This window comes from Streptomyces sp. NPDC096105, assembly GCF_044763335.1.
Classification (GTDB): domain Bacteria; phylum Actinomycetota; class Actinomycetes; order Streptomycetales; family Streptomycetaceae; genus Streptomyces.
This window is the reverse complement of sequence record NZ_JBIWGC010000021.1, coordinates 1-15,800: the sequence shown is the minus strand read 5'-3', so window position 1 is coordinate 15,800 and position 15,800 is coordinate 1. Positions and strand designations below refer to the sequence as shown.

Annotated in this window: 17 protein-coding genes; 7 read left to right on the top strand and 10 right to left on the bottom strand. The window is 73.2% G+C overall.

Going from position 1 to position 15,800, the window contains the following annotated elements:
* The gene (gene dut / locus ACIQ8B_RS26475; RefSeq protein ID WP_106412063.1) at window positions 1-561 is read right to left on the bottom strand and encodes a dUTP diphosphatase; all 561 of its coding nucleotides are present in this window, start codon (window positions 559-561) and stop codon (window positions 1-3) included.
* On the bottom strand, window positions 558-1,142 hold the full coding sequence (locus ACIQ8B_RS26470; RefSeq protein WP_403550164.1) for a PaaI family thioesterase: 585 nt from the start codon (window positions 1,140-1,142) through the stop codon (window positions 558-560). The genes dut and ACIQ8B_RS26470 overlap by 4 nt, the downstream gene beginning before the upstream one ends.
* Before the next feature lie 90 nt (window positions 1,143-1,232).
* On the opposite strand from ACIQ8B_RS26470, the gene ACIQ8B_RS26465 reads away from it, so the two are divergent.
* Window positions 1,233-1,703, top strand: a complete 471-nt coding sequence (locus tag ACIQ8B_RS26465) for a DUF3093 domain-containing protein (RefSeq protein WP_106412065.1) — start codon at window positions 1,233-1,235, stop codon at window positions 1,701-1,703.
* Window positions 1,704-1,729: 26 nt separating this feature from the next.
* Here ACIQ8B_RS26465 and ACIQ8B_RS26460 read toward each other — a convergent pair whose 3' ends face one another.
* The 4 genes from ACIQ8B_RS26460 to ACIQ8B_RS26445 form a co-directional block, all read right to left on the bottom strand.
* Window positions 1,730-2,677, bottom strand: a complete 948-nt coding sequence (locus tag ACIQ8B_RS26460; protein WP_403550161.1) for a hypothetical protein — start codon at window positions 2,675-2,677, stop codon at window positions 1,730-1,732.
* 13 nt (window positions 2,678-2,690) lie between these two features.
* The gene (locus ACIQ8B_RS26455; RefSeq protein WP_003993510.1) at window positions 2,691-2,987 is read right to left on the bottom strand and encodes a DUF4193 domain-containing protein; all 297 of its coding nucleotides are present in this window, start codon (window positions 2,985-2,987) and stop codon (window positions 2,691-2,693) included.
* Between the two features lie 392 nt (window positions 2,988-3,379).
* On the bottom strand, window positions 3,380-4,624 hold the full coding sequence (locus ACIQ8B_RS26450) for a HAMP domain-containing sensor histidine kinase (RefSeq protein WP_290004143.1): 1,245 nt from the start codon (window positions 4,622-4,624) through the stop codon (window positions 3,380-3,382).
* A gap of 9 nt (window positions 4,625-4,633) precedes the next feature.
* On the bottom strand, window positions 4,634-5,287 hold the full coding sequence (locus tag ACIQ8B_RS26445; RefSeq protein WP_004982445.1) for a response regulator transcription factor: 654 nt from the start codon (window positions 5,285-5,287) through the stop codon (window positions 4,634-4,636).
* A 438-nt stretch (window positions 5,288-5,725) separates the two neighbouring features.
* Here ACIQ8B_RS26445 and ACIQ8B_RS26440 point away from each other — a divergent pair, with 438 nt between their 5' ends.
* Window positions 5,726-5,899: a hypothetical protein gene (locus tag ACIQ8B_RS26440; protein ID WP_198602434.1), complete on the top strand. Its 174-nt coding sequence runs from the start codon at window positions 5,726-5,728 to the stop codon at window positions 5,897-5,899.
* Window positions 5,900-6,261: 362 nt separating this feature from the next.
* On the opposite strand, the gene ACIQ8B_RS26435 is transcribed toward ACIQ8B_RS26440, so the two are convergent.
* Together ACIQ8B_RS26435 and ACIQ8B_RS26430 are read right to left on the bottom strand one after the other, a co-directional pair.
* On the bottom strand, window positions 6,262-7,080 hold the full coding sequence (locus tag ACIQ8B_RS26435; RefSeq protein WP_290004145.1) for an inositol monophosphatase family protein: 819 nt from the start codon (window positions 7,078-7,080) through the stop codon (window positions 6,262-6,264).
* 8 nt (window positions 7,081-7,088) lie between these two features.
* The gene (locus ACIQ8B_RS26430; protein WP_106412068.1) at window positions 7,089-8,216 is read right to left on the bottom strand and encodes a ferrochelatase; all 1,128 of its coding nucleotides are present in this window, start codon (window positions 8,214-8,216) and stop codon (window positions 7,089-7,091) included.
* 145 nt (window positions 8,217-8,361) lie between these two features.
* Between ACIQ8B_RS26430 and ACIQ8B_RS26425 the strand changes: the two genes are divergently transcribed.
* The 3 genes from ACIQ8B_RS26425 (at window position 8,362) to sepH (ending at window position 12,335) form a co-directional block, all read left to right on the top strand.
* Window positions 8,362-9,597 (top strand): MFS transporter, encoded by a 1,236-nt coding sequence (locus ACIQ8B_RS26425; RefSeq protein ID WP_403550158.1) that lies wholly within the window; start codon window positions 8,362-8,364, stop codon window positions 9,595-9,597.
* Window positions 9,557-10,876: a D-arabinono-1,4-lactone oxidase gene (locus ACIQ8B_RS26420; protein ID WP_290004150.1), complete on the top strand. Its 1,320-nt coding sequence runs from the start codon at window positions 9,557-9,559 to the stop codon at window positions 10,874-10,876. Before ACIQ8B_RS26425 ends, ACIQ8B_RS26420 begins: the two co-directional genes overlap by 41 nt.
* A 412-nt stretch (window positions 10,877-11,288) precedes the next feature.
* Window positions 11,289-12,335: a septation protein SepH gene (gene sepH / locus ACIQ8B_RS26415; RefSeq protein ID WP_290004152.1), complete on the top strand. Its 1,047-nt coding sequence runs from the start codon at window positions 11,289-11,291 to the stop codon at window positions 12,333-12,335.
* Between the two features lie 108 nt (window positions 12,336-12,443).
* Here sepH and ACIQ8B_RS26410 read toward each other — a convergent pair whose 3' ends face one another.
* The gene (locus ACIQ8B_RS26410) at window positions 12,444-13,292 is read right to left on the bottom strand and encodes a sulfurtransferase (RefSeq protein WP_403550156.1); all 849 of its coding nucleotides are present in this window, start codon (window positions 13,290-13,292) and stop codon (window positions 12,444-12,446) included.
* 204 nt (window positions 13,293-13,496) lie between these two features.
* Here ACIQ8B_RS26410 and ACIQ8B_RS26405 point away from each other — a divergent pair, with 204 nt between their 5' ends.
* Window positions 13,497-14,300 (top strand): VOC family protein, encoded by an 804-nt coding sequence (locus ACIQ8B_RS26405; RefSeq protein WP_403550154.1) that lies wholly within the window; start codon window positions 13,497-13,499, stop codon window positions 14,298-14,300.
* 241 nt (window positions 14,301-14,541) lie between these two features.
* Here the strand turns inward: ACIQ8B_RS26405 and ACIQ8B_RS26400 are convergent, their stop codons facing one another.
* A complete protein-coding gene (locus ACIQ8B_RS26400; RefSeq protein WP_403550152.1) occupies window positions 14,542-14,967 on the bottom strand; it encodes an MFS transporter in 426 nt (141 codons plus the stop codon).
* A 155-nt stretch (window positions 14,968-15,122) separates the two neighbouring features.
* Between ACIQ8B_RS26400 and ACIQ8B_RS26395 the strand changes: the two genes are divergently transcribed.
* A complete protein-coding gene (locus tag ACIQ8B_RS26395; RefSeq protein ID WP_403550150.1) occupies window positions 15,123-15,557 on the top strand; it encodes a hypothetical protein in 435 nt (144 codons plus the stop codon).
* The last annotated feature ends 243 nt before the right edge of the window (window positions 15,558-15,800 follow it).

Below are 15,800 nucleotides of genomic sequence, written 5' to 3'. Positions count from 1 at the left end.
TCACTGTCCTTCCCGGTCGGATACGACCGAAGCGTATCGATTCCCACCCGCTGTACCGCCCTCGGCGGCCTGAACGCTTGTGCCGCTCTCGCCTTCCACCGCGGCATGGCCGCCGGTGGATCCGAAGCCCCCCTCGGCCCGGGCCGATCCGGGCAGCTCCGCGACCGACACGAAACGCACCCTCTCGACCTGCTGCACGACCAGTTGGGCAATCCGGTCGAACCGCTCGAACCGCACGGACTCGCGCGGGTCGAGATTCACCACGATCACCTTGATCTCCCCACGGTACCCGGCATCAATCGTCCCCGGGGCATTCACCAGGGCGACGCCGCAGCGGGCGGCAAGACCGGATCGCGGGTGCACGAAGGCCGCGTACCCCTCCGGGAGGGCGACAGACACCCCGGTGGGCAGGACGGCCCGCTCGCCCGGGGCCAGTTCACAGGCCTCGGTGGTGCGCAGATCGGCCCCCGCGTCGCCGGGGTGCTCGTACGCCGGAAGCGGTACGTCGGGGTCGACGCGCCGGATCAGCACCTCGAGTGCGCCGCGGCCGGGCCCGCTCACGGGTTCACCTCGAAGGCACGGGTCCGGCGGACCTGGTCGGGGTCCTCCATCGCGGCCCGGATCTCCTCCTGGCGGCCGTGGTCGATGAAGTGGTCCACCTTGACCTCGATGAACAGGGCGTCCGCGCGGACGGCGACCGGGCCGTCGGGGCCGCCGATGCGTCCGGTGGCGGTGCAGTAGATCTTCCGTCCCGCCACGGCGGTCACCTGCGCCTGGAGGTGCAGCACGGTGCCGACGGGCACGGGCCGGACGAAGTCGGTCTCCAGCCGGCCGGTGACCGCGATGGTGCGGAGCAGCCAGGTCAGCGAGCCGAGCGTCTCGTCGAGGGCGGTGGCCAGCACCCCGCCGTGGGCGAGTCCGGGGGCGCCCTGGTGTGCGGGCCGCACGGTGAACTCGGCGGTGATCGACACGCCTTCGCCGGCGCGCGCCTGGAGGTGCAGCCCGTGGGGCTGTTCGTCGCCACAGCCGAAGCACTGTCCGTAGTGCGCGCCCAGGAGCTCGCCCGGTGCGGGGGCGTCGGGGTGACGTACGGGCGGCAGGGCGCCGGCGGGGGGCTGAAGAGCTGCGGAATGACCACTCACAGCCGCAGACCTTACCCGCCCGCCGGGGGCGGCCGAGCACGCGTCCGCCCTGGCGCGGGGCCCCTGCGGGAAGCGTGCCAAGCTTGGTTCATGCAGCTCTCCGCCGCCCCGTACGAAGAACGCCTCACCGCTCCGCGCTCCTGGTGGCTCCTGTCCTCCCTGGCCGGGGTCTCCTTCGCGCTGATCATGCTGCCGTTCGGCACCCTGCCGATGCTGGCCGGGCTGGCCGGCGGCACCGCCGCGGCGGCGGTCGTGGTGAGCGCGTACGGCTCGGTGCGGATCCGGGTCGTGAACGGCCATCTGATCGCGGGCGAGGCGAAGATCCCGGTGTCGGCGCTCGGCGAGGCGGAGGTGCTGGACGCGGAGGAGGCGCGCGCCTGGCGGAGCCACAAGGCGGACCCGCGCGCGTTCATGCTGCTGCGCGCGTACGTCCCGGGTGCGCTGCGCGTGGACGTCACGGACCCGGAGGACCCCACTCCCTACGTCTTCCTGTCCACCCGTGAGCCCGAGCGGCTGGCGCAGGCGCTCCGGGCGGCGAAGGACGCGGCGGACGCTTCTTAGCGGACGCTTCTCAGGGCTCGCCTCCCCTACCGGGGGCCGTCGTCCTTCCGGGGGCGGTCGCCGCCCTGTCCCAGGGCGTGCTCGGGCAGGACGTCGTGGGGGCGTTCCAGCGCGGGGAGGGCGGGCAGCTCGTCCCAGGGCACCTGGATCTTGCGCAGGTCGTCGCGGACGCGGGCGGCGAGCTTCCTGGTGTCGCGCCGGTTCATCACGGCGCCCACGGCCGCACCCACGAGGAACGGCATCAGGTTCGGCAGATTGCGCACCGTGCGCTTCATGATCCGCTGGCGCAGTTCGCGCTTCATGCGGCTGTTCAGCGCGGCGCTCACGGTGGACGGCCTGGTCGCCTCGACGCCGCGTTCCTGGGACCAGGAGTCGAGGTAGACGGTGCTGCGACGGCCGAGGCCGCCGGCCGGCCGTACGCCGTAGACCTCGTGCAGTTCGGCGATGAGCTTCAGCTCGATCGCGGCGACGCCGGTGATCTCCGCGGCGAGCTCCGCCGGCATCGCGGGCGGTACGGGCATCATGGCCGCCGCTCCGACGCCGGCCCCGACCGTCGCGGTGGCCTTCGCGGCGCCCGCCACGAGCTTGTCGGCGAGCTCCTCGGGTCCGAGCCCGGGGAATTGCTCCCGCAGGGTCGCGAGGTCCCGTACGGGCACACGCGGGGCGATGTCGATGATCCGGTCGGCGAGGTGCGCCAGCCCCGCGCGGGCGCGGACGCCGCCCTTGCGGACGCCTTCCCGGGCCTTCTCCCGGACGACGGCGGTACGCCTGCGCGCCATGGGCGCGGTGACCTCCACGGACGCCGGGAGGTCACCCCGGCCGGACCGCGCTTCGAGCGAGGCCGCCCCGGAACCGGTCCAGCCTCGCTCGGAGTCACGCGTGTCGTGCTGCGGGCCCCCGGAGGGCCCTTGGTCCGCCTTCTTCGAGTTCTTCGAGAAGAAGCGGCGCTTCCGCGGTGGGGTCGAGCCAGTCACGGCCGACCCCGCCTCAGTCGCAGTCGCGGCAGATCGGCTGGCCGTTCTTCTCGCGGGCCAGCTGGCTGCGGTGGTGCACCAGGAAGCAGCTCATGCAGGTGAACTCGTCCTGCTGCTTGGGCAGGACCCGGACGGCCAGCTCCTCGTTCGAGAGGTCCGCACCGGGCAGTTCGAGGCCCTCGGCGGCCTCGAACTCGTCGACATCCACGGCCGAGGCCGACTTGTCGTTCCGCCGGGCCTTCAGCTCTTCGAGGCTGTCCGAGTCGACGTCGTCGTCGGTCTTGCGTGGAGTGTCGTAGTCGGTAGCCATGTCGCTCTCCCCCTCTGGGTGTATGCGGTGTCTCCAGCGCACGTAACGCGTGAGAGGCCGGACTTGTGCCCGACCTGAGGCGGAGATTTTGCCTCACATCAAGGTCTGTTACTCAATCGACACCCAACCGGACTCCTCACGAGTGATCGGCTTGGATGGCGATGGGGACCGTACACGGTCCCGATACCGCACTTCAAAGGCGCCTCACCGTGTACTTCCCGTGAAGGGGAGCCCTGAAAACCAGGACTTTTCCGACCTTCGGGCGGAGTTCATGATCACGGAGAGTAGAGGGCCGCGTCGACGCGCCTGTGATCGATCACACACGAATTCGATAAGGAGGCCACTCGAAAATTCCGCGCAGAGCGAACACGCGCCGGAGCCGGGGCATGATGTCAGATCGGCAGGGTGACGCGCATCACGAGCCCACCGCCCTCCCGCGGCTGTGCGTAGATGTGCCCGCCGTGCGCCCGGGCGACCGACCGCACGATGGACAGGCCGAGGCCCACGCCCTTGTCGCTGCCCGTCCGCTCGGTGCGCAGCCTGCGGAACGGCTCGAAGAGGTTCTCGATCTCGTACGCGGGCACCACCGGTCCCGTGTTGGACACCACGAGGACCGCCTGGCCGTGCTGGACGTCCGTGGTGACCTCCACCCAGCCGTCCTCCGGGACGTTGTACCGCACGGCGTTCTGCACCAGGTTCAGGGCGATCCGCTCCAGCAGCACGCCGTTGCCCCGGACCACGGCGGAACGGCGGTCGCCGCGGATCGTCACGTGCCGGGACTCCGCCTCGGAGGCGACCTGGTCGATGGCCTGCCCGGCCACCTCGGCGAGGTCGACGGGGCCCCGCTCCACGATCTGGTTGTCGCTGCGGGCGAGCAGCAGCAGGCCCTCCACGAGCTGCTCGCTGCGCTCGTTGGTGGCCAGCAGGGTCTTGCCGAGCTGCTGGAGCTCCACCGGCGCCTGCGGGTCGGAGAGGTGCACCTCGAGCAGCGTGCGGTTGATCGCCAGCGGGGTGCGCAGCTCGTGGGAGGCGTTCCCCACGAAGCGCTGCTGGGCGGTGAACGCGCGCTGGAGCCGCTCCAGCATGTCGTCGAAGGTGTCGGCCAGCTCCTTCAGCTCGTCGTCCGGGCCGTCCAGCTCGATCCGGCGGGACAGGTCCGAGCCCGCCACCGCGCGGGCGGTGCGGGTGATCCGGCCCAGCGGCGACAGCACGCGCCCGGCCATGGCGTAGCCGAAGGCGAAGGCGGTGACGGCGAGGCCGAGCAGCGCCAGCAGGGAGCGGCTGAGCAGGTTGTCCAGGGCGACCTGGCGCTGGTCGTCGATGCACTGGCTGATCGCGGCGTTGAACTCGGTCAGCGAGAGGTTGCCGTCGGCGACGCCCGGACAGTCGTTGCTGGAGACCTTCAGGCCGTCGAAGTCGACGATCTTGAACAGCGGCTGACTGCCGTTGCGCAGGGCCTGCGCGGCGAGCAGGTAGATGATCGACAGCAGCAGGATGCCGGCGATCAGGAACATGCCGCCGTACAGCAGCGTGAGCCGTATGCGGATGGTGGGACGCAGCCACGGTATGGGGGTGGGCGACCGGGGGTCCCAGGTGGGCTTGGGCGGCGCGGTGGGGGGCGCGGGTGTGGCGGCCATGGTCGGTGATCAGATCCGGTATCCGGAGCCGGGCACGGTCACGATGACCGGCGGCTCGCCCAGCTTGCGGCGCAGGGTCATGACGGTCACGCGGACCACGTTGGTGAACGGGTCGGTGTTCTCGTCCCAGGCCTTCTCCAGCAGCTGCTCCGCGGAGACCACGGCGCCCTCGCTGCGCATGAGGACCTCCAGCACGGCGAACTCCTTCGGCGCGAGCTGCACCTCCCTGCCGTCGCGGAAGACCTCGCGGCGGTTGGGGTCGAGCTTGATCCCGGCCCGCTCCAGGACGGGCGGCAGGGGCACGCTGGTCCGCCGGCCGAGCGCCCGCACGCGGGCGATGAGCTCGCTGAAGGCGAACGGCTTGGGCAGGTAGTCGTCGGCGCCGATCTCGAGTCCCTCGACGCGGTCGCTGACGTCGCCGGACGCCGTGAGCATCAGCACGCGCGTGGGCATGCCGAGCTCGACGATCCTGCGGCAGACGTCGTCGCCGTGCACGAGGGGGAGGTCGCGGTCGAGGACGACCACGTCGTAGTCGTTGACGCCGATGCGCTCCAGGGCAGCCGCACCGTCGTACACGACGTCGACGGCCATGGCCTCCCGGCGCAGTCCGGTGGCCACCGCATCGGCGAGCAGCTGCTCGTCCTCGACGACGAGTACGCGCACGTCGCTTGTCCTTCCTCATGACCCGCCCGGCGGCCGTGTGGGCGCGCACGCGGGCAGGGGTACGGGTGGGTGCTGTTGCCTCCATCCTGCACTTTTCGGCCGTAAGTCGGCTGTAAGGCGGCCGGGGAGGGGGTGGCCGGCGGCCCCGGGGCCGGGGAACACGCGGGCGAACGGGGCGGGAATACGAGAATTTCTCGCGGGGTCAGGTTTCCCCGGGAGGGAGCCTGGGGAGGACGGGTTTACATCCCGCGATCACACTCTGCTCGTACCGCACCACCATGCGGTGCACACGGTCCGCTTCCGCAGAGCGGGCGTGGATGTCCCGGTACCGTCGCCGCCCGGCCGAGCGGCGCCGGGCATCCGCCACGGACGTGATCGTCCCTCCCGACGGCACACCCCGTGCCACCGACCCACCGACCCAGGACGAGGGGGCGCAGCATGGACGCATTCACCGCAGGACTTCTGCAGCGCATAAAGGCGACCGAGTCCGACCTGTCGCGGGCCCGCGACGAGGGCGACGACTTCCTCGTCGAAGTGGAGCAGGGCGAGCTCGACGACCTGCGCCGCCTCGCCGCCGAGCACGGCGTGGAAGTCGGCGCGAACAGCGTCTGACCGGCGCACACGGAAACGCCCGGCGGACCCGGTGGATCACTCCACCGGGTCCGCCGCCGTTCACGCCGGCACGCCCGCCCCGGCCCGCGGTGAGCCGCACGGCTGTTCGGCGGCGGTCGGGCTGCCGGAGGCCGGGCCCGGCACCGATCGCCGAGGCGCACGGCGAGCCGCTCGCGGACACCCGCCTGTGCGCTCCCGGCACCGTGCGCGACGGCGTGGACGGACGGTGCTCACCGCCCGCTGCCGCCCGGCAGGACGGGCCGTCATCCGGCCCGGCCGGCGGCCACAGGCCGCCGTGCGCGCGGCCGCGCTCGGCCCTGGCTGCCGCCCCCGTCAGCCGGCGGCGGCAGCCGACCGCACCCTCAGTCGTGCCACGCCCCGAACTCCTCCAGCAGGTGGAGAAGAGGTCCGAGGACACCAGGGGAGGCCGCCACCGCGAGGTCACCCGACGGAGGGCTGTCGGGGTGGCGCCCGGCCGTGAGGGCGCCAGCCTCTCGGGCTATCAGGGCGCCCGCGGCCAGGTCCCACGGGTGCAGGCCCCGCTCGTAGTAGCCGTCGAGGCGCCCGGCCGCCACGTCGCACAGGTCGATCGCCGCCGAGCCGCCGCGTCGGATGTCCCGGACCAGCGGGATCAGCCGGCGGGCGACCTCGGCCTGGTGGTCGCGGACGTCGGCGACGTAGTTGAAACCGGTGGAGACCAGCGCCTGGTCCAGCGGCGGCGACGGCCGGCAGGCCAGGCGCCGCTCGCCCTCCCAGGCGCCCGTGGCCCACGCCCCGCCGCCCAGCACCGCGTGGTACGCCTCGCCGCGCATCGGGGCGAACACCGCGCCGGCCACGGTCACCCCGTCCTGCTCGGCCGCGACGGAGACGGCCCAGGTGGGCAGGCCGTACAGGTAGTTCACCGTGCCGTCGAGGGGATCGACGACCCAGCGGACGCCGCTGCTGCCGGCGGTGGAGGCTCCCTCCTCGCCGAGGACGCCGTCCTCCGGACGGCGCTCGGCGATCAGTCCGGTGATCAGCTTCTCCGCCGCGATGTCCATCTCGGTGACGACGTCGACCGCGCTGGACTTGGTGGCGGCGACCGCGAGGTCGGCCGGGCGGCCGTCGCGCAGCAGCTCACCCGCGCGCCGGGCGGCCTCCCGGGCCAGTTCCAGCAGTTCCGCGTGCAGGGGGTCGGTCACGGGGCTCCTCAGGCGTAGGGGCTGTCGGCGCCCGCGGCGGCGGGACGCGGGGCGCGCGCCGGGCAGCAGCCCACCGGGCACAGGTCGTGGCTGGGGCCGAGCGCGCCCAGGGCGCAGCGGGTGACGTCCCGCCCGCTCTCGGCGGCCGCGCGCTCCAGCACCAGCTCGCGGACGGCGGCGGCGAACCGCGGGTCGTCGCCGACGGTCGCCGAGCGGCGCACCGGCAGGCCCAGCTCGTCCGCCTTGGCCGTGGCCTCGGTGTCGAGGTCGTACAGGACCTCCATGTGGTCGGAGACGAAGCCGATGGGGGCCATCACCACGGCCGGGACGCCGGCGGCGTGCCGCTCCTCGAGGTGGTCGCAGATGTCGGGCTCCAGCCACGGGATGTGCGGGGCGCCGGAGCGGGACTGGTAGACGAGCTGCCAGGGGTGGTCCACACCGGTGCGTTCGCGGACGGCGTCGGCGATCAGCCGGGCCACGTCCAGGTGCTGCGCGACGTAGGCGCCGCCGTCGCCGTGGGCCTCGACGGGGCCGGAGGTGTCCGCGGCGGTCTCGGGGATGGAGTGGGTGCAGAAGGCGATGTGCGCCCCGTCCCGGACCTCCTCGGGGAGGTCGGCGAGGGACCGGACGACGCCGTCGACCATGGGCTCGACGAAGCCGGGGTGGTTGAAGTAGTGCCGCAGCTTGTCGATCTTCGGCAGCTCCAGCCCTTCCTTCTCCAGCGTGGCGAGCGCGTCCGCGAGGTTCTCGCGGTACTGGCGGCAGCCGGAGTAGGAGGCGTAGGCGCTGGTGGCGAGGACCAGGATGCGGCGGCGGCCGTCGCGGACCATGTCGCGGAGGGTGTCGGTGAGGTAGGGCGCCCAGTTGCGGTTGCCCCAGTAGACCGGCAGGTCCAGGCCGTGCTCGGCGAAGTCCTTGCGCAGCGCGTCCAGCAGGGCGCGGTTCTGGTCGTTGATGGGACTGACCCCGCCGAACAGGAAGTAGTGCTGTCCGACTTCCTTGAGGCGCTCCTTGGGGATGCCCCGCCCGCGCGTCACGTTCTCCAGGAACGGGACGACGTCGTCCGGGCCTTCCGGGCCGCCGAAGGAGAGCAGGAGCAGGGCGTCGTAGGGACTGGCATCGAACACGTCAGACATGTCTCGATCCTCCCACCCGGGGCCGACGGCCGGGACAGGGGCCGGGTGCGGCGGGAAGGTGTCGCGGATCACCGGCGCGAGCGGGTGACGCCGCCGGTAATCTGTATCGACTGCGATAGCACCTTACTGATCTTCCGGAGACCCCGTGCCCAGCCCCTACCGCGCCCTGTTCGCCGCCCCCGGCAGCAAGGCCTTCTCCGCCGCGGGGTTCCTCGGCCGGATGCCGCTGTCGATGATGGGCATCGGCGTGGTCACGATGATCTCCCAGGTGACCGGCCGGTACGGACTGGCGGGGGCCCTCTCGGCCACGATCGCGCTGTCCGCCGCGCTGGCGGGCCCTCAGGTGTCACGGCTGGTGGACCAGTACGGGCAGCGCCGGGTGCTGCGTCCGGCCACGCTGCTGTCGCTGTCCGCGGCGGCGGTGCTGCTGTTCGCCGTCCACTTCGGCTGGCCGGAGTGGGTGCTGTTCGCCGCGTGCGCCGGCATCGGCTGCGTGCCGAGCCTCGGCGCGATGGTCCGGGCGCGCTGGGCGGCGCTGTACCGGGGCACCCCGAGCCTGCACACCGCCTACTCGTTCGAGTCGGTGGTCGACGAGGTGTGCTTCATCGTCGGCCCGATCGTCTCCATCGGCCTGTCCACGGCGTGGTTCCCGGAGGCGGGCCCGCTGCTGGCGGCCTGCTTCCTGGCGGTGGGCGTCTTCTGGCTGACCGCGCAGCGCGCCACCGAGCCGGAGCCGCACCCCCGGGAGCGGAGGGGCGGAGGCACGGCGCTGCGTTCGCGGGGTCTTCAGGTGCTGGTGGCGACCTTCGTGGCGACGGGCACGATCTTCGGCGCGGTGGACGTGGTCACCGTGGCCTTCGCCGAGGAGGAGGGCCGGAAGGCCGCGGCCAGCGTCGTGCTCTCCGTGTACGCCCTGGGCTCCTGCGTGGCCGGCCTGGTGTTCGGCCTGCTGCACTTCGCGGGGGCGCCGGAACGCCGGTGGCTGCTGGGCGTTTGCGCCATGGGCGTGAGTATGATCCCACTCCTACTGGTCGGGAACTTGCCGTTTCTGGCCGTGGCGCTGTTCGTTGCGGGTCTGTCCATCGCTCCCACGATGATCACGACCATGTCCCTCATCGAAGAGCACGTACCACGCGCGCAGCTCACCGAGGGGATGACCTGGGTGAGCACCGGGCTCGCGGTCGGAGTCGCCCTCGGCTCCTCCGCGGGCGGCTGGGTGATCGACGCGGCCGGGGCGCGCGCCGGGTACGGGGTCCCGGCGGCCGCCGGGGCCGTCGCGGTCGCGGTCGGTTTCCTCGGGTACCGCCGGCTCCGGCCGGCGCCGGGTCGGGGAGGCTCCGTTGGGCAGCACGACGAGCACGAGGAACGGCACGTGGCGTAACTGGGGAGGCACCGTCTCCGTCCGGCCGGCCCGGGAGGTCACACCGGCGTCCGTCGACGAACTGGCCGCCGCCGTGCGCCGGGCCGCCGAGGACGGGCTGCCGGTGAAGGCGGTCGGAACCGGCCACTCCTTCACCTCCATAGCCGCCACCGACGGTCTGCTGGTACGCCCTCGGCTGCTGACGGGGATCCGGAGGATCGACCGCGAGGCGGGCACCGTCACGGTCGAGGCGGGCACTCCGCTGAAGCGGCTCAACGCGGCGCTCGCGCGTGAGGGTCTGTCCCTGACCAACATGGGCGACATCATGGAACAGACGGTCTCCGGGGCCGCCGGTACCGGCACCCACGGCACCGGCCGGGAGTCCGCCTCCATCGCCGCCCAGATCGAGGGCCTGGAACTGGTCACGGCCGACGGCTCGGTGCTCACCTGCTCACCGGAGGAGAACCCGGACGTCTTCGCCGCCGCGCGGATCGGTCTCGGCGCCCTCGGCATCGTCACCGCGATCACCTTCGCCGTGGAGCCGCTCTTCCTGCTCACCGCGCGCGAGGAGCCCATGCCGTTCGACCGGGTGTGCGCCGAGTTCGACGCGCTGCACGCCGAGAACGAGCACTTCGAGTTCTACTGGTTCCCGCACACCGGCAACACCAACACCAAGCGGAACAACCGCAGCGCGGGCCCCGAGCGCCCGGTGCCGCCGCTGCGCGGCTGGTTCGAGGACGAGTTCCTCTCCAACGGCGTCTTCCAGGTGGCCAACTGGGTGGGCCGCGCCGCCCCGGTGACGATTCCGGCCATCGCGCAGGTCTCCAGCCGGGCGCTGTCCGCGCGGACGTACACCGACATCCCCTACAAGGTGTTCACCTCCCCGCGCCGGGTGCGCTTCGTGGAGATGGAGTACGCCGTCCCGCGCGAGGCGCTCGTGGACACGCTGCGGGAACTGAAGGCGATGGTGGACCGGTCCCCGCTGCGGGTGAGCTTCCCGGTCGAGGTGCGCACCGCGCCGGCCGACGACATCACGCTGTCCACGGCGTCCGGCCGGGAGAGCGCGTACGTCGCGGTCCACATGTTCAAGGGGACGCCGTACCAGCGGTACTTCACCGCCGCCGAGCGCATCTTCACCGCGCACGAGGGACGACCCCATTGGGGGAAGATCCACACGCGTGACGCCGAGTACCTCTCGCGGGTGTATCCGCGTTTCGGCGAGTTCGTCGCGCTGCGGGACCGGCTGGACCCGGAACGGCTGTTCCGCAACGACCACCTGCGCCGGGTCCTGGGCGCGTAGACATTGCCTCCCTTTCCGGCGATTGCGTGAAGTTCCCCACGAATCCGCCACGTTCAGGGGCGGACGAGTGGGGCAACGACGGCCAAGTCCCGCCCCTTGCGCGAACTCGGACGGCGTGCCAATCCACGCACGTGGCCCAAATGGAGTACTGTTGCGAGCCCTGGGTCCGGACTCCCGTCAGGGTGCCCGGGTCCTCGGAGGACCGCCGGGAGGGGGCTAGGTGCACAGGGTGACGTTTTTGGTCACTTAGCGTTGCGAATAGGTAACCGTGCCATAACGGCGATCCTGGGCCCGCGCCCGACACGCCGGGCAACTCGGCAAGGTTGTGGCAGGCTGCACCCGGGCAGGCCACACTCGACTAGCGGAAGCAGCGACGCACGTGACGTCGGCAGGCACCACCCGGGAGGTCCCCATGCCCGAACTGCGTGTCGTGGCCGTCTCGAATGACGGCACACGGCTGGTGCTGAAGGCTGCGGACAGCACGGAGTACACGCTTCCGATCGACGAACGGCTCCGCGCCGCCGTGCGCGGCGACCGTCCCCGCCTCGGCCAGATCGAGATCGAGGTGGAGAGCCACCTCCGCCCCCGCGACATCCAGGCGCGTATAAGGGCGGGCGCGACCGCGGAAGAGGTCGCGCAGATGGCCGGCATCCCCGTGGACCGCGTCCGGCGCTTCGAGGGCCCCGTCCTCGCCGAGCGTGCCTTCATGGCCGAGCGCGCCCGCAAGACGCCGGTCCGCCGCCCCGGTGAGAACTCCGGCCCGCCGCTGGGCGAGGCCGTCCAGGAGCGGCTGCTGCTGCGCGGCGCGGAGAAGGACACCGTCCAGTGGGACTCCTGGCGCCGCGACGACGGCACCTGGGAGGTCCTGCTGGTCTACCGAGTCGCGGGCGAGCCGCACTCGGCGAGCTGGACGTACGACCCGCCCCGGCGGCTGGTCCAGGCCGTCGACGAGGAGGCCCGCTCGCTGATCGGCGAGTCCGACGACCTCGCCGCGCCCGAGCCGAGCTTCCCGTTCGTGCCGCGCATCGCCCGGCTGCCGCGTGACCGCCCGCTGGACCGGCCCGCCGACCGCGAGCGCCCCAGCCTGCCCGCACAGGCGTCCGAACCGGCCGAGGAGTCCACCGCGGCCACCGCCTCGGGCGAGCGCGACTCGCTGACCAGCCTGCTGGAGGCGGTGCCCAGCTTCCGGGGCGACCTGGTGGTGCCGGAGCGCACCGAACCGGCCGCCGAGGAGCCGGAGTCCGAGCCCGAGGTGGAGGAGCCGCCCGCGCCGGCCGCGTCCGCGGGCTCCGCGTACGCGGACGTGCTGATGCCCCGCTCCGTGGGCGGCCACCGGGACCGTCTCATCGGCTCGACCGACCGTCAGGCCGAGGCGGACGGCGTCCGTCCGGGCCGTCGCGCGGCGGTGCCGAGCTGGGACGAGATCGTCTTCGGCACGCGGCGCAAGAAGCAGGAGTAGGCAGGTCCCGGGGCTCCGCCCCGGACCCCGCTCCTCGAGCGCCGGAGGGGCTGAATTCAGTCCGTCCGGCGCTCGAGGACGAGGCCCGCCAGGGCCGACAGGGCTCCGCTACTGCGGATCCGGCCCCACCGCGACCGGTCGCGCCGGATCCGACGACCACTCCGACCAGGAGCCGACGTACAGCGCCGCCGGGATGCCCGCGACCTCCAGCGCCAGCACCTCGTGCGCGGCCGACACGCCCGAGCCGCAGTACACCCCGACCGGCGCGTCCGGCGTCACGCCCAGCTCGCCGAAACGGGCGCGCAGTTCGGCGGCGGGCCGGAAACGGCCGTCCGCCTCCACGGTGTCGGAGGCCGGTGCGGACAGCGCACCCGGGATGTGGCCGCCGACGGGGTCGATCGGCTCCACCTCGCCCCGGTACCGCTCCCCCGCACGGGCGTCCAGCAGCACCCCCGAACGGGCCAGCGCCGCCGCTCCGTCCGCGTCCAGCACCCCGCTCGCGCCCGGCTCCGGCACGAAGTCGCCCTCGGCCGGCTCCGGCGCCGCCGTCTCCAACGGGCCCTCCCAGACGGGTAGTCCGCCGTCCAGGACCCGCACGTCCGGGTGGCCCGTCCAGCGCAGCAGCCACCATGCGCGGGCCGCCGCCCAGCCGATGCCGCCGTCGTACGCCACCACGGGCGTCCCGGCCGACACGCCGGCGCGCCGCATCGCGGCGCCGAACACCTCGAGGTCCGGCAGCGGATGGCGTCCTCGCGGGCCCGGCGCGGACGCCAGTTCGCGGTCCAGGTCGACGAAGACGGCGCCGGGGATGTGGCCGGACGCGTACGCGGCCCGGCCGTCGAACGGCTCACCCTTCGCGGCGGCCGTGCTGAGCTGCCAGCGGACGTCGAGCAGGACCGGCGGGCGGTCCGACCGCAGCGCGTCGGCGAGTTCGGATGCGGAGATGATGGCGTTCATGGTCACCATCCTCGCGTACGGGGTGGCCGACTCGTCCCGGTACGGCTACTCTGCTCGGCCGGGCACATCCGGTCACCGGGCGTACGGTATCGGGCACATACGGTGTCGGCCGCGCTGCGGGAACGATCCGCCGCGCCGGCGCGGGAGGCCCCGCAGGGGCGAGCGGACACGGCCGACGTACGGGCGGCCGAGAAGAGAGTGACGATGACGGACGCACGGGGGAACGCCCGCCCGGACGGCGACGGGTCCGCCCGGCACGCACCCGGCACACCCTGCTGGGTGAGCCTGATGGTGCGCGGACTGGACGTGACCGAGCAGTTCTACGGGGCGCTGTTCGGCTGGGAGTTCCGGCCCGGCCCGCGCCCGCTGGGTCCGTACGTGCGTGCCGTGCTCGACGGGCACGCGGTGGCCGGGATCGGGGTGCTGCCGCCGGACCGCCGGCTGCCGGTGGCGTGGACGCCGTACTTCGCCTCCGACGACGTGGATCTGACGGCCGAGGTGGTGCGTTCGTGCGGCGGGACCGTCGGCGTGGGGCCGCTGGACGCCGACGACGCGGGGCGGCTGGCGCTCGCCTCGGACCCGTGCGGCGCGGTCTTCGGCATCTGGCAGGCGGCCGACGGGGCCGTCCCGGGCGTCAGGGGCCGGCCCGGCACCCCGGCGTGGAACGAGCTGACGACCTTCGAGACGACGAACGTGGCCAAGTTCTACGAGACGGTGTTCGGGTACGACGAGGAACCGGTCGTCTCGGCCGACCTGGACTACGTGACGCTGCGTCTGGACGGCCGCCCGGTGACCGGCGTCCACGGTCTGGGCAAGGCGCTGCCCCGGGACCGGGGACCGCACTGGACGACGTACTTCACGGTGGCGGACACCGACGACGCGGTGGACCAGGTGCTCCACCTCGGCGGCCAGGTGCTCGGCGAGCCGCGGGACACCGAGCACGGCCGGGTCGCCATGGTGGCGGACCCGGAGGGCGCGCGGTTCGCGCTGATGCGGAAGCCGGGTTGACGCGTCGCGTCCCCAGCGGGACCCGGTGGGCCGGGCGTCGAGGCGGTGACGGGACTGCACCGCGAGGGCGGCCGCCGTGAGGAGGGCGGACAGGAGCGTGAAGCCGAGCAGGACGGCCGTGTGCGCGCCGCCCGTCTGGGTGACCTCCTCGCCGGCCCGCGCGGCCGCGCAGCCGCCGGAGGCGAGGCCGCCGAGTACAGGCAGGGGCCGGCCGCGGCGCCCGCCGCCTCCGTCGCGGTCCCTACCCCGGTGTAGGCGCCGGGGCGTCCGGTCTCGTCGCCGTCGGCCGCGCGGACGGCGTCCGGGACCATGGGGAACGGGAGGAGCTGGAGGCCGGCGAAGCACACACCGAGGACGAGCGTGCACAGGACGGGGACCACGAGTCCGGCCGTCTCCCCCGCGGCGAGGCCGAGCGCCCGGCGGCGAAGAAGCCCTGGCACGGCAGCGGACAGCGCTGCTCGCCCCAGCTCCGGGAAAGCCGGAACCACAGGGGCGTGGTGAGGAGTGCGGGGGCGACGAACGCGGCCATGAGGACGGTGGTGAAGCCGGGGCGGTCCAGTTCGTGCCGGGCGTGGTACGGCAGTCCGGCGAGGACCAGGTGGGTCGTGGCGGAGACGAGGAGGCAGCAGGAGACCAGCACGCGGAAGGGGCGGTCGCGGCGCAGCACGTCGCGCGCCTGGGTGAGGGCGGGGCCGTGCCGCTCCGGAGCCTCCTCCTTCTTGGCGGGCCCCGGGGCCGCTGTTCGGCCGCCCGGCCGAACAGCGGAACGGCGCGCTGGCGGCCGTCCTGCCGTGGCGGCTGCGCCAGCGGATCTCGCAGACGATGCTGCGGCCGGCCACCCGAGGCACGGAGGGCCCGGCGCTGCCGCCGTCCCCCGAGGGCGTGCTCCAGGACCACCCGACGCTGAGCGACACGGTCCCCGCGCTGGTGCGGGCCGGGACGATCGGCGTACGGGCGGGCGTCGAACGCTTCGAGGGGCGCCGGGTGCGCTTCACCGACGGGCGGGAGGACGAGGTGGACCATGTGCTGTGGTGCACCGGGTACCGAGCGACCATGCCGTTCCTCGACCCGGCGCTGGTGCCGGATCCGGCCCGGCTGCCGCTGTACCGGCACGTGTTCCCGCTGGACGACGACGCCCTGTCCTTCGGCCTGACGCAGTCGACGGGGTCGGCGCTGCCGGTGGTGGAGGCGCAGAGCCGACTGCTCGCCGCGCACCTGACCGGGCGGCTGCGCAGGCGCCGCGGGACCGGATGCTGACGTCGGTCACGGCGGAACTGCACGCGGCGCGGGAACGCTGGGGCGACAAGCGGCCGCACATGCGGATCGACGTGGACCAGTACCTGCGCCAGGTGGCGCGGGACCTGGAGGGCGTGCGGAAGGTGACGCCGCTCGCCGGGCGGGGGGTGCCTCTATGTCTTTCGTCAAGGCGCCCCTGTCGGGGTTGGGGTGATTTGGTCTTGCTGGGGTCATGCGGCGAGTTCGACGTTCGCGGGCGTGCGG